This window comes from Parahoeflea halophila (genome assembly GCF_900220985.1).
Lineage (GTDB): Bacteria > Pseudomonadota > Alphaproteobacteria > Rhizobiales > Rhizobiaceae > Hoeflea > Hoeflea halophila.
Window position 1 is genome coordinate 832447 of the sequence record NZ_OCPC01000001.1, and the last position, 13890, is coordinate 846336.

Consider the following 13890-nt stretch of genomic DNA (forward strand, 5'->3'; position numbering starts at 1 on the left):
ATAGGGAGATCACATTAAGTTTGGCTTAAAGCACGGCTGCGCCAGATTGCGCTCGGTTTTTGACGAGTTGCCAGCCTGGGCTGAGAGGGCCGGCTCACAGACCGTCAGCGTTGCAGAACAACCGAATGGCAGCCAATTGCCCTGTTCAGCGTCACCTTTGCATGCGCGCCAGGTAGACTGTCTGGGTGAACGGCTTGTCTTGTAGCGGGTTGTGAAACGTCACCGGCTCCGCCCAGGCTTCGGCAAAGACGCTTTCAAGGCGCGCTGTGAACGCATCGTCCGTCCTGTCATCGGACCACAGCCCGAATATTCCGCCTGGCTTGAGATGAGACGCGAGACGTGCCAGGCCTTCAGGCTGGTAAAAGCTGCTTGATCGTTCATCAAGCAGCGCGTCGGGCGAATGGTCGATATCGAGCAGAATTGCATCGAACCTCCGGCCAGGGGCCGCCTGGTCGAACCCGTCTTCCCCTCGCGCCAGTGCAAAGAAGTCTCCCTCCTCCAGCCGGCATCGCGGATCACCGGCCAGTTCCTGCCCGAGCGGCAGCAGCCCGCTTCTGTGCCACTCGATCACCGCCTCGAGAAACTCGACGACAATCAATGATCCGGTCCGGGGTTCTTCAAGGGCTGCCCTGGCGGTGTAGCCAAGCCCCAGCCCGCCGACGACAACCTCCAGCCCCTCGCCTTCGCAGGCGGCGAGCCCGAGCTCTGCCAGCGCGATCTCCGAGGCAGTGAACAGGTCCGACATCAGGTGTTCTTCGCCGAGCTTGATCTCGACAACGTCAATCCCCAGCCGCGCCTCGTGCCGCCGCCGCAGGATGAGCGGACCGATTGGCGTTGGCCGGTAGTCGAGTTCTTCAAACAGTTTGCTCATGATATCTCCGATAGACCCGACGGCGGGCGGGTCGTAGGGCAGCCGCTGTTCCACGTGGCTGCTGTCATAGCGGGTTAATCCGACGGACCGCAATCTTCACAGGCTTTTTGACCGGAAACCGCGCTGATACGGCGCGAAAACCCGTTGATACCCCGCCCGACGGCTTGACGGGCCAGCGCGGGACGTCCATTCACTCAAGCTAATCTTCACGGGACAGTGACATTCTGCCCTTGACCGGCACGGTCCCGAACACGGGAAATCTCTCCGCACATGGTTGAAAACTACCGCAAGCCTACCCTCGACAAGGATCTCGACAAGATTGCCACGATGGAAGAGGCAACCGGCCTCATCAATCGCGGCTTTGTCACGCCAGGTCTTGCGATCGTCTTCATCTTCCTTTGCGCAATCATCGCCGCCGTCTTCGTCACCGGCCAGCCCGGCGCCGTGGTGATCATCGCCGCCGCCATGATCGGGGCCTATATGGCGCTCAACATCGGCGCCAATGACGTGGCCAACAATGTCGGCCCGGCGGTGGGCTCCCAGGCCATGACCCTCGGCGTGGCGCTTGCCATTGCCGCAATATTCGAGAGCGCAGGCGCACTGATCGCCGGTGGCGACGTGGTTTCGACCATTTCCAAGGGGATCATCGACCCGGTGGCGGTCTCAGACCCCAATGTCTTCATCTCGGCAATGATGGCAGCCCTCGTCTCCGCCGCCATGTGGATCCATCTTGCCACCTGGATCGGCGCGCCGGTGTCGACCACCCACTCAATTGTCGGCGGGGTGATGGGCGCAGGCATTGCCGCAGCCGGCGTCGACGCGGTCAACTGGCCGACCATGGCATCGATTGCCGCAAGCTGGGTCATCTCTCCCTTCATGGGCGGTCTCATTGCCGCCCTGTTCCTCGCCTTCATCAAGACCGCCATTATCTATCGCGATGACAAGATCGCCGCTGCCCGCCGCTGGGTGCCGGTGCTGATCGCCATCATGTCGGGCGTCTTTGCCACCTATCTGGCACTCAAGGGCGTAAAGAAGATCGTTGCTGTCCCCTTCGAAATGGCGCTGCTGATCGGGCTCGGCGTTGCCGTGCTGAGCTGGCTGGTCGCACGGCCGGTGATCGCGCGGCAATCGCAAGGGCTGGAAAACCGCAACCAGTCGCTCAGAAAACTGTTCGCGCTGCCGCTGATCTTCTCCGCAGCCCTTCTTTCTTTCGCCCACGGCGCCAATGATGTGGCCAATGCAGTCGGACCGCTGGCCGCGATCGTCCACACTGCCGAGCTTGGTGAAGTCGCACCCAAGGTGGTGATCCCGCTCTGGGTGATGGCGGTTGGCGCTGTCGGCATTTCTCTCGGACTGTTGCTGTTCGGTCCCAAGCTGATCCGCATGGTCGGCAACCAGATTACCAAGCTCAACCCGATGCGCGCCTATTGCGTGGCGCTGTCTGCCGCAATTACCGTGATCATCGCATCATGGCTCGGCCTGCCGGTGAGCTCCACCCACATCGCTGTCGGTGCGGTGTTCGGCGTCGGCTTCTTCCGCGAATGGTACACCGAAAACTCGAGTCGCCGCGCCGAATATGTCGCCCGCCACCGGATCAACGCGAGCACGGATGCAAGCGCCAAGCCTGCCCGCTCCGAAGACCAGCGGCGCCGCAAACTCGTCCGCCGATCCCACTTCCTGCAGATCATCGCCGCCTGGGTGATTACGGTACCGGCTGCCGCACTGTTGTCGGGTATTCTGTTCGTCGTGCTGAGGGCTGTGCTCGCATGAGGTGAAGCACGAGGCCCGGAATTGTAGCAGCGATCCGGAAGGCGACGAAATGCCGTCTCCGGCAGCGGACCGTCAACCAGATGGGGAACCGGTCAAACGACGAACGCCTTGCTGTCGAACCGGTTTGCCGAATGAAGGCGACGCTGAACCAGGTCATCCAGTGGTTCAGGACGATGCAGGTGGTAACCCTGGCCGTGCGTCACGCCCAAATCGTGCAATTGCTCAACGATGTCCGCTGTCTCGATCTTTTCGGCCACCACATCGAAGCGAAGGCTTTTCGCCAATTCGACAATGGCTGCAACGATAGCCCTGTCCACTTCGCTGTCGCCAATCCTTTCGACAAAAGCGCCGTCGATCTTGATGCAATTGATCGGAAACCGCCGCAGATAATCAAATGAGCTGAGGCCCGAACCAAAATCATCCAACGACACCTGGCAGCCTCGCTGACGCGACTTGCTGACGAATTTGTTTGCGGTGTCAAAACAGCTCACCGCGGCCGTCTCCGTGATTTCAAACGCGATTTGCGACAGCGGCGTGCGATATCTGCTTGCAATGTCTTCGACGAACGACCAGAGCGATGGATCGCACAGTGTCTGGGCCGACAGGTTGAAGCCGAGCTTCAGGTCCATTGCTTCCAGCAGATGACCGTAATCCTCAAATGCCTTCCGGATAATCCAGCGATCCAGCACCGTAGCCATGCCAAAACGTTCCGCAGCAGGGATGAACGCGTCCGGACCGACAATGCGGCCATCGCGGTTCCTGAGCCGGGCCAGTATCTCAACCCGCTTGCAATCCTCACCGGACCGCTCAAGTGAACGGATTTCCTGCGCGTACAGGATGACCCTGCATTCATCGAGAGCCGCGGTCAAATCGGCGACCTCCCTTGCGGCAGTCAACCGCGAGGTGACATTGGGTTTGTGTTCGTTGAAAAGCGAGAAGCGGTTACGGCCGGATGACTTGGCAGCATAGCAGGCGTCGTCTGCCTCGGCCACCGCATCTGAAGCACTTATCGACGGATCATCGATGACGGTGATGCCTATGCTGCATCCCAGGCGCGGCCCACCCACGTCATAGCCGGGATCCACGGCCTGAACCGCTGCAATCGCATTCCCGGCTATCTCATGCACCGCATCTGTTGCCGGATCGCGAACAATGACTGCGAACTCATCGCCGCCCAGCCGGGCGAAGATCGCATCATCGGGCAGACATGCGCTGACAGCCTTCGCAATTGCCTTCAACGCCTCGTCCCCGGCAGCATGTCCGGCAAAATCATTCAGTGCCTTGAAGTGATCGAGATCCAGATAGAAGATGGCAAATGCTGTATCTGCGGCTGTTCTGATGGCCTTGTTGAGCGCCCTGTCAAAGGCAACCCTGTTGTAAAGGCCCGTAAGCGCATCGTGATGAGCCGCGTAGGCCAGCTGTTTTTGCCGGCGGGTTTCCTCCGAGACGTTTTGAAACGTGTAGACACTGCCGCAACTGTCTCCCATCGCAGACAATATCGGGCTGCTCTTGCATCGGTAAAGTTCGGAACGTATTTCCAGGGTTACACCGGTCCCGAAATCGTCTGGGTTGTCCGTTTCGAATGCTTTGATTCCTTCGTTGCTTCGAAACAACGCGAAAATATTGCGGCCGACAAGCTCGCCCTCTTCGACCGAAAGCATTTCCAGAGCGGATGGGTTGGCAAAATTAACCACACCCTCGACCGTGGTGCTGATAACCGCATCGCGGATCGCCCTCAGAGTGGTCTCGTATCGTTCCTTTTCGACGTGGAGCGCACGCGCCGCCTCTATCTCGTCGGTCACGTCCCTGATCGTACCAACCAGATATCCGGCGGTTCCCTGGGTCGAGACGGATTTTGCCAGGGTTTCCACATGCCGGGTTTCGCCATCCTTGCGGATAATCCGGTAGGGCAGTTTCATCACCTGGTCATCGCCAATGGCCGCAAGATGCTGCCGCTCGGCTTCGCTTCTGTCATCGGGATGAAGGCATCTGTGCCAGGTTTCACTCTCGATCTCGGAGGCGCGGGGAGCCAGCCCGAAGATCTCGCAGGTTTTGCCGTCCCAGTAACTCCGCTCGGCACCGACATCGAAATGCCAGATGCCGATCTCGGAAGCCGCCACGGCGAGCTTGAACCGCTCATTCATCAGGTTGGCTTCCTGCTCGGCCTGCTTTTGCTTGGTAATGTCGGTTTGAACGCCCATTACTCGCAACGGAGTTCCATCGGTGTCGCGCTCGACGACCGCGCCCCTGTCGAGGACCCAGACCCAGCTACCGTCCTTGTGCTTGAGGCGCAACTCGGTTTCGATGCTGTCGCAATGCCCGGCCAGATGGCGGTCACCGCTTTCGATCGCTCTTTCGCGATCGTCCGGATGAACCAGCAGAAGAAACAGATCGGCATTGTCCGGAAAGTCGGTCCGGGTATAGCCGAGCATCCGGCACCAGGATTCGGAATAGATTGTTGTTTTGGTCCTCAGGTCCCAATCCCATACCCCCAGCCCGGCAACCTCAAGAGCCAGTTTCCACTGGTCCGTTTCTTCGAAAACTGAAGTGGGGGAATTGTTCATTTGCTGAGCTTCCGCTTGGCTTTTCAGATTGACGCGCGGTAATCCTTGTACACGGAGCGTCAAGAACCCGTTAAACCCGCCTGCCAAAATGGCATAACCAGATGATTAGTCCACGAATTGGGCCCCGCCCGCCACTCGTCCCACACCCTCGTCATTGTCCGCCCGGCAGCCGCATCGGCGCTGGCAAACATGCCAGGCTGCTGCGCGTGGCTGCCGACAAACGCAGCGGTTGGTTCGGTGACGGCTGAATTCCCGGCCAAATTGTCGCTCACCGTTGGGCGGGTGTTGAATGAGTCCGCCATGCATTTTTTGGGGTGATCCTTGCAGGCGGCTGACCGTTAATCATGTTCGCGGGTTTGAATGTTTCAGGCGGCCCGGCGACCCGGATCGTTCGGGCTCTGGCAGCAGCTTTGCCCATTCCACCAGCCGCGTCTGTCCCCGCTCGCCACCATCGGACTACTGGCTGGCCGGCACGCTGCGCCGGGAAAAGGCAACCCCGTCATATCCGTCGAAAACGGCCCCGATGACGGCGGGGTTCGAGAGGTAATTGCGATGGGCGGTGTCCGGCCGTTCCAGCTTTCCGAGAAAGGTCGTGTCATTGGAAACAATCACATTTGCAATCGAAATGTCCTGCGGGAGGTGTTCGCCCCCAACCAGCGGATAACTCAGCAGATCATTCGGATCGGAGAAGGCAACAAACTTCAGTTGCGACCCTGGCGCTTCTATGAATGACCTGGCCTTCTCCTCAGTTCTTGCAGCAGCGAACAACTCAACCAGCGGCGACAATGACGTGTCGCGGGTTTCCATTTTCAGTGCCGTAGGGTCGCTTGAATGCGTGGCAGCGCTCAGAAGCGGGATCTGGTTGGCCAGCAGGAAGATCATTTGCACCTCCGCCAGGCGGCGTTCGATCTCAGCCTTGTCGCGCTTGCTGGAAAGGTCCCAAATTGAGATCAGCGCGTCGGACAAAATCTTGCTGCCCAGGCTCTCGGCGACGAAAATCGTCTTGTGTCGATCCGTGTTATCCCTGATCCGGCATCCCGATGATGAATAGGCGCCACCAAGGGCGTCGCACACCTCACCGCGAATCCAGTTTCTGATCGGATCTCCGGCCGGGCCGGAATAGACGACGGCATCGGAGAAACAGTCGTCGATCAACCCCTCCTTCAGGGCGGCATTGATATCCGCGCGTTCGTACTTGCTGAAGCTGGCGGATTTTACCACAGCCTTGGCCTGGTCGTTGAGAGCCGACCAGACCAGGTACCGCATCTCCAAATGATTCCCACTCACCGAATGATTGCGCGTAACGCGGTAGGGCTGATTGCCGCCCGCGCTGCTTTTCGACGACTCTGCAGCCTCCATGCTTTCGCGTAACGTCCCGGAGATGAACGCATCCCGTTCGAGCGCCCACTTGATGCTATGAGTGCACATTCCGTGCAACCAGACGACGCGCAGATCGCCTTGAGCCGCATAGCTCATGATCCCCTCGAACGACTTGCCGGTGTTCTCACCGGAATACTCGACTATCGGGGTCCTGTAGGGCGTGCTGCAGCCATAGAGCAACGCAGCTACCGACAGAAGCATCACCTGCAGCAACTGAAAACGCTTTCCTGACAACCACTCACACATGTCGGCGCCACCCCTGCCCCGCAAGCAAAATTGAAGTCGAGCAATGGAACTGCCCGCAATTATAGGCAGAACAAGCAAGACTATACAAATCTCATCGTCAGAGCGGAGCAAAAAACACTTCGAAGACCATTTGAAATTTTTTCCGTCCGCACTCACATAGGCGGGTTTTTTTTGGGGATTTTCTGAGATGCAGCAACTGCGGGACAACTGCCCCCGGGGTGAGGCCGATGCCCAAAGGTTGATCGCCGGCGGGACGGAACGGGACCAGGGTCAGCATAGACCCTGGCAGGAAAACCTGGCCGGAATTCCGTATGATCCAGGTCGGGAGGGCGTTCACCAGCCCCCTAGCCTACCAATTCGAACCAGCCGTCCTCATCCATGGTGCGAACGCCGAGTTCTTGAGCCTTGGCGAGCTTTGACCCCGCGCCGGGTCCGGCGACGAGAATGTCGGTCTTCTTCGACACTGACCCGGCCACCTTGGCGCCCAGCCGCTCGGCCATGGCCTTGGCCTCATCCCGGGTCATCTTTTCGAGCGAGCCTGTAAACACCACGGTAAGGCCCGCAACCGGGGAATCCTGGGCCGGTTTCTCGGCTTCCTGGATGGTCAGCTGTTCGGTGAGCCTGTCCACCATCTCGATATTCTGCGGCTCGCCGAAGAACCGGCCGATCGCATCCACCACCGCCGGGCCGATATCGTCGAGCGCGTCCATCTCCTCGACTGCCGCCTTGTCGCCGCCGGCAATCGCCATCGCTGCTTGATGCACCGAGGCCCAGTCGCCATAGGCGCGGGCAAGCGTCTTGGCGGTCTGCTCGCCGACATGGCGGATGCCGAGCGAAAAAATCAGCCGGTCGAGTGCGACGCTGCGCGCAGCATCGATCGCGTCAAACAGCTTCTGCGCGCTGGTTTCACCATAGCCGTCTCGGTTTTTCAGCCGCTGCAGGCCGTTGGCCTCGTCCCGCGCTTTCAGCGTGAAGATGTCAGCCGGCTGCCGGATCGGCAGGCTCTTGTCGTCGTAAAAGAACTCGATCTGTTTCTCACCCAGCCCGTCAATGTCGAAGGCCTTGCGCGAGACGAAATGCTTGAGGTGCTCCTTGCGCTGGAACGGGCAGGCAAACTCGCCCGCGCAGCGCCGCACGACGCCTTCGACGCCGCCTGCGGTCTCCTCGCGGATGACCTGCGTTTTCAGCTCGCAAGGACAGATTGAGGGAAATTCGAAGGCGACCGCGTTGTCGGGCGAGGACACCACGCCGAGCACCTGCGGGATGACATCGCCGGCGCGCTGGATCTGCACCACGTCGCCGATCTTCACACCCAGCCGTTCAATTTCCCCGGCATTGTGCAGCGTCGCATTGGTCACCACCACGCCGCCCACGGTGATCGGCTCGAGCCGCGCCACCGGAGTCAGCGCGCCGGTGCGGCCCACCTGAATGTCGATGGCCGTCAGCCGCGTCGCGGCCTTCTCGGCCGGAAACTTGTGCGCAGTCGCCCAGCGCGGACTGCGGGAGCGGAAGCCCAGACGCGCCTGCAGGTCGAGCCGGTCGACCTTGTAGACGACACCATCGATATCATAGGGAAGATCTCCGCGGGCGACGCCGATGTCGTTGTAATGGTCAATCAGTGCTTCGATGCTTTCGAGACGTTTGGTGAGCGGATTGACCGGAAAGCCCCAGTTCCTGAAAACCTCGATCATGCCATGCTGGCTGTCGGACGGCATCTCGGACATCTCGCCCCAGGCATAGGCGAAGAATTTAAGCTTGCGCTTCGCCGTCACCGAGGCGTCGAGCTGCCGGAGCGATCCGGCTGCGGTGTTCCGCGGATTGACGTAGGTCTGCTTTCCCTCCGCCGCCATCCGTTCGTTGAGCGCCAGGAAATCCTCCTTCGCCATATAGACCTCGCCGCGTACCTCGACCACCTGTGGCGCCCCGTCAGGCAGCGTATTGGGAATCTCGGAGATGGTCTTCACATTGGCGGTGACGTTTTCACCGGTCGTACCATCGCCGCGGGTGGCGGCCGAGACCAGCTTGCCATCTTCGTAGCGGATGGACATCGACAGCCCGTCAATCTTCGGCTCGGCGGTAAAGGCAATCGACTGATCCGGAAGCTGGCCGAGGAAGCGGTAGACCGAGTTGACGAAATCGCGGACGTCGTCGTCGTTGAATGCGTTGTCGAGCGACAGCATCGGCACGGAGTGGGTGATCTTGCTGAATCCCTCGGCCACCGCGGCACCGACCTTGAAACGCGGGCTGTCGACCCGCACCAGCGCAGGGAACCGGGCCTCGATCTGCTCATTACGGGCCTTGAGCGCATCATATTCGGCATCTGGGATCACCGGCGCGTCCTTGCCGTGATAGGCCTCGTCATGACGCGCCAGTTCGGCCGCCAGCCGTTGCAACTCGGCCTTGGCCTCGGCTTCACTCAGCGCGTCAACTTGCTTGGTCTGGTCAATCATCTGCGGCACTCCGGAATCGTGAGTGTTTTAGCGCAATCGGCAGGAATGAAAAGCCAGCAGCTGCCGCGCTTCCCACATCAACATCCCGTTAAGACTTTGCGCGTAGACTGCCCGGCTACAACACCTCCCAGACGGCCATGAAGGACGAGCGGGCACATGATCATCGGCTCGAATAAGGCCCCCGTCCAGACCACAGCTGCCGTGCAGCGGCCGGCTCCGGACCGCGCGACCGTGGAGGCTCGCCCGCAGATCGCCGCGACGGATGCGCTGGCGAAACTCGACAATTTTGTCCAATCCGCAGCACAGTCGCGCAAGGCCTTGGCCGAAGAGCGGCTCGCGCATCTGCAAGAACAGATGAACACGCTGGCGCTGTTCAACATGGCTCCGGGGTTCCTGGCGGGACACACTGCGCGGATGGCCAAGGAGCTTGAATCTGCTGCAAACGGCTTTGTCACCGCCTTCAAGGCCCTGGCAGAGCTGGAGCAACCGTCAAGCGCTCAGCCGGCATCTGACAACCCGCTGCCGACGGCCTATCTCGACGTCCTCGCCGACCAGGCCCCGGCGCCGGTGGCGGCCAGGCTGACACCGGAGGATGCTGAAACGGCGGCCAGCTTCATGAGCACGGCACACCAGCTCAGAAGCGTAGTCGAGACGATCGCCAACGAGGCCCGCGACAGCGCAAGTGTGCGATGGGTCACTGACAGCGCCAGAGCTTCCACCTCACGCGTCAGCAGCCTGATGTCCGGCCTGGAAGGGCCATCCGCATTCAACAAGGTCTTCTGGTAAGGCCGGATCGATCGCGGCCACTACATGTCGCGTTCAAATGGATTCATTTGAGCGATAACGTTTATGTATCATTTCAAGGCGTTGCAGCGGCCTATCAGTTGGTCACATCGAGCAAGCGCGCCGCCGCAGCCCGCGCCTCGTCGGTAACGTGCTCGCCGGCCAGCATGCGGGCAATCTCTTCGCGCCGCGCATCCGCGCCCATGGTGCTGACCCGCGTCGAGACTGTCGCCGAACCGGGATCGGACGGCCCCTTGGCGATCAGAAGATGTGTGGCAGCCCGCGCCGCCACTTGCGGCGCATGGGTGACGGAGAGCACCTGAACACCTGCCGACAAACGCTTCAGCCGCTTGCCGATGGCGTCAGCGACAGCACCGCCGACCCCGGTGTCAATCTCGTCAAACACAAGTGTCGGCGCGGAGCCACGGTCCGCCAGCGCCACTTTCAGCGCCAGGAGAAACCGTGAAAGCTCGCCGCCGGACGCCACTTTCATGATCGGCCCGGGACGCGAGCCCGGATTGGTGCGCACGTGGAAAGCGACATTGTCGATGCCCGACGGACCGGCATTCTCGATCTCGCTGGAAATCTCGACAAGAAATTCGGCCCGTTCCAGCTTCAGCGCCGGCAGTTCGGCCATCACCGCGGCGGCTAGGGCTTCCCCGGTCTTGTGGCGGCGCTCGGACAGCTGCCCGGCTCCGTGCAGGAACGCGGCTTTCGCTTCGTGAACCCGGGCCTCCATGGCCGCGAGCCGTTCCTCGCCGGCGTCCAGATCCGACAGGTCCGAAACCATTCGCGCGGCCAGTTCCGGCAACGCCTCGACGCTGACATTGTACTTGCGTGCAGCCCCCCTGAGCGCAAACAGCCGCTCCTCGGTTTCCTCCAGCTCACGCGGATTGAAATCTGCCATGCGCAGAGCCGCCTCCACAGCGGTCTGTGCATCGGCGAGCGCGTTCAGCGCCGCATCGAGTGCCTCCACGGTGTCATTGAGCAGTTCCGGCGCTTCCTGCGCCTTGCGCTCCAGCCTCCGCACCAGCCCGCTGATCACCGGCATCGGCGAGCCCTGGCCGTTGAGCACCTCGTTGGCCTCGTTGATGTCGCTCGCCATCTTTTCCGATTTCATCATCATGGAGCGACGAACCGCGAGCTCTTCCTCTTCCCCTTCGACCGGATGCAGCTTCTCGAGCTCATCGACGGACGCGCGCAGCCAATCGGCCTCGCGACGGGCTTCCTCGACCTTGGCCCGATGGGCTTTCAGCGCCCGCTCCGCCTCGCGCCAGCTCTCGTACAGGCGTCCGACATCCGCCGCCCGTTCGCTCAATTCACCAAACACATCAAGCAATGTCCGGTGGGCATCCATGTCGATCAGCGCGCGGTCGTCGTGCTGCCCGTGGATCTCGACCAGCAACAGGCCGGCCTGACGCATCAGCGCCACGCTGGCCGGCTGGTCATTGATGAAAACCCGCGTGCGGCCATCGCCCGACTGAACCCTCCGGAAAACCAGGTCGCCGTCATCATCGATGTCGTTGGCGCGCAAAAGCCGCCGTGCGGGGTGGTCGCCCCCCACATCGAACACAGCCGTGACCTGGCCCTTGTCTGCGCCTTGGCGCACAAGACTGCCATCACCGCGCCCACCAAGCGCCAGCGAAAGCGAATCAAGCAGGATGGACTTGCCGGCGCCGGTTTCGCCGGTGAGAACCGACAGACCTGCGTCAAACTCGAGATCAAGCTTCTCGATCAGTACGATATCGCGGATCGACAGCTGGACAAGCATTGCCGTCCGTTTCAGGAGCCGACGAGGGCGGCCCCGGCGCGCGAAATCCAGGAGCCCTTGTTTTCACGCGGCTCGAGGCCACGCGTCTTCAAGAGCTTGTAGGAATCCGCATACCACTGGCTGTCCGGGTAATTGTGCCCGAGCACGGCTGCCGCCGTCTGCGCTTCGCTTTCGAGGCCCATCGCATAATAGGTCTCGACCAGACGCGCCAGCGCCTCCTCGACCTGACGGGTGTTGGGGTACTGTTCGACCACGAGGCGATAGCGGTTGGCCGCAGCCACATATTCCTTGCGCTCCTGGTAATAGCGCCCGACCTGCATTTCCTTGCCCGCCAACTGATCCCGCGCATAGCGCAACTTGGCCTGGCTGTCCTCGACATACTCCGAATCGGGATAGCGCTCGATCACTTCCGTGAATGCGGCGATGGCCCGTGCCGAACTGCGCTGGTCACGTGTGACCTCCGGGATCTGCCGGAAATAGGAGAGCCCGACGATATATTGCGCGTAAGCTGCGTCTTCGTCGTTCGGATAAAGGCTGAGATAGCGCGAAGCAGTGTTGATGGCCTCGGAATACCTGGCCTGGCGGTAATTCACGAACGCGCTCATCACCATGGCCCTGCGGGCATATTCCGAATAGGGATGCTGCTTGTCGACGGCTTCGAACTTGCGGCCAGCTTCGGTCAGCTGGCCGGCTTCCATGTTCGCAAGCCCCTGATTGTAAAGCACATCAGCCGGCTCGATCGACCGCGCATAATTGGAGATGTCGATATCGGGGTCGCTCTGGCAGCCGCCGAGCGCCGAAGTAACTCCGGCCATCCCGGCGACAAGGAGCGCAACACGAAACGCGCGCCCGCGCCCACCCTTGACCGAACTATCCATCATGCAAACCTCTCAACAGCCGCGGAAACAGGCATTCCGCAGATCCAGACCAGCGTTTCTATCCGGAAACAACGGAACTTCGCAACGTCATGAAGACGATTTGCCGCAAATTTGTGGCAGCGATCCTCTATAATATCACGAGTTTAGGCACAGTGTGACGGCCGCCGCGGCAGAGCTGGCCCCCTAAAGAGCCCAGGGTGCGAACACTGCGGCATTGACGGCAACCAACTCGCCATGCCGCACCGTGTCACGCCGGGCCGGTGCCTCGACCACATCATAGGCCGACTGATCGGCCAGAAGCGCACGCAGGGCCAGGGCGTTGAGCTTGTGGCCACCGCGATAGCTGCGGTAGCAGCCGATAAACTGTGCACCGGCCAGCGCCAGATCGCCCACGGCATCAAGCGTCTTGTGACGGACGAATTCGTCACGATAACGCAGACCCTCGATATTGACGACCTTGTCGTCATCGCCGATCACAACGGAATTTTCCAGCGAAGAGCCCAGCGCATGGCCCGAAGCCCACAGCCGCTCCACGTCGCGCATGAACCCGAAGGTGCGAGCGCGCGCCAGTTCACGGCGGAACGTGTCGGCGGTCACCTCGCCCTTCCAGGACTGGCGGCCGATCAGCGGCGTTTCGAAATCGATGTCGATTTCAAAGCGTGTGCCATTGTGCGGGCTGAACTCCGCCCAGGACCCGCCCATCTCGATGCGGACCGGCTTGATCACGCGGATATAGCGGCGCTTGACCGAATGATTGACCAGACCTGCCGAATCGAGAGCCTCGATGAACACGGCTGCGCTGCCGTCCATGATCGGCACTTCGCCGCCATCAAGCTCAATGCTGATATTGTCGACGCCGAGTGCGTAGAGCGCAGCCATCAGATGCTCGACCGTCGCGATCGAGCGGTCGGGAGCTTTGCCCAGCAGCGTGCAAAGATCCGTCGAGCCTACCTGTGAGGATACGGCGCGAACGCTGACGACGTCGCCGGATGCGAGCTGACGGTTGAAGACGACGCCGCTGTCGGGATCGGCAGGATGAAAGGAAATGGAAACAGCCTCACCGGAATGGACTCCGATGCCAGAGAGTGAAATCGACCGCGCAATCGTGGTCTGCAAACCTACTACATCACTGCTCATGAATGTCGCCGTTTCCCGCAATACATGACACGGTCATTCA

Annotated in this window: 9 protein-coding genes; 2 read left to right on the forward strand and 7 right to left on the reverse strand. The window is 60.9% G+C overall.

Annotated elements, in window-relative coordinates; all coding sequences use genetic code 11:
* Window positions 1-151 precede the first annotated feature (151 nt).
* Window positions 152-871, reverse strand: a complete 720-nt coding sequence (locus tag CRO46_RS03975) for a polyamine aminopropyltransferase (protein ID WP_097105248.1) — start codon at window positions 869-871, stop codon at window positions 152-154.
* Window positions 872-1141: 270 nt separating this feature from the next.
* On the opposite strand from CRO46_RS03975, the gene CRO46_RS03980 reads away from it, so the two are divergent.
* Entirely contained in the window at window positions 1142-2641 is a 1500-nt protein-coding gene (locus tag CRO46_RS03980; RefSeq protein ID WP_097105250.1) for an inorganic phosphate transporter, read from the forward strand.
* 92 nt (window positions 2642-2733) lie between these two features.
* Here the strand turns inward: CRO46_RS03980 and CRO46_RS03985 are convergent, their stop codons facing one another.
* The 3 genes from CRO46_RS03985 to ligA all read right to left on the reverse strand — a co-directional run bounded on the left by CRO46_RS03985 (window position 2734) and on the right by ligA (window position 9281).
* Window positions 2734-5205 carry an EAL domain-containing protein gene (locus tag CRO46_RS03985; RefSeq protein ID WP_097105252.1) on the reverse strand — a complete coding sequence of 824 codons (2472 nt, stop codon included), beginning with the start codon at window positions 5203-5205 and terminating at the stop codon, window positions 2734-2736.
* 456 nt (window positions 5206-5661) lie between these two features.
* A complete protein-coding gene (locus CRO46_RS03990; RefSeq protein WP_097105253.1) occupies window positions 5662-6798 on the reverse strand; it encodes a hypothetical protein in 1137 nt (378 codons plus the stop codon).
* 377 nt (window positions 6799-7175) lie between these two features.
* Window positions 7176-9281, reverse strand: a complete 2106-nt coding sequence (gene ligA / locus CRO46_RS03995) for an NAD-dependent DNA ligase LigA (RefSeq protein ID WP_097105254.1) — start codon at window positions 9279-9281, stop codon at window positions 7176-7178.
* Window positions 9282-9437: 156 nt separating this feature from the next.
* Here ligA and CRO46_RS04000 point away from each other — a divergent pair, with 156 nt between their 5' ends.
* The gene (locus CRO46_RS04000; RefSeq protein ID WP_097105256.1) at window positions 9438-10067 is read left to right on the forward strand and encodes a hypothetical protein; all 630 of its coding nucleotides are present in this window, start codon (window positions 9438-9440) and stop codon (window positions 10065-10067) included.
* Window positions 10068-10161: 94 nt separating this feature from the next.
* On the opposite strand, the gene recN is transcribed toward CRO46_RS04000, so the two are convergent.
* The 3 genes from recN to lpxC form a co-directional block, all read right to left on the reverse strand.
* Window positions 10162-11835 carry a DNA repair protein RecN gene (recN, locus tag CRO46_RS04005; protein ID WP_097105258.1) on the reverse strand — a complete coding sequence of 558 codons (1674 nt, stop codon included), beginning with the start codon at window positions 11833-11835 and terminating at the stop codon, window positions 10162-10164.
* A gap of 11 nt (window positions 11836-11846) precedes the next feature.
* Entirely contained in the window at window positions 11847-12713 is an 867-nt protein-coding gene (locus tag CRO46_RS04010; protein WP_097106481.1) for an outer membrane protein assembly factor BamD, read from the reverse strand.
* Window positions 12714-12896: 183 nt separating this feature from the next.
* Entirely contained in the window at window positions 12897-13850 is a 954-nt protein-coding gene (lpxC, locus tag CRO46_RS04015; RefSeq protein WP_097105260.1) for a UDP-3-O-acyl-N-acetylglucosamine deacetylase, read from the reverse strand.
* Between the last annotated feature and the right edge of the window lie 40 nt (window positions 13851-13890).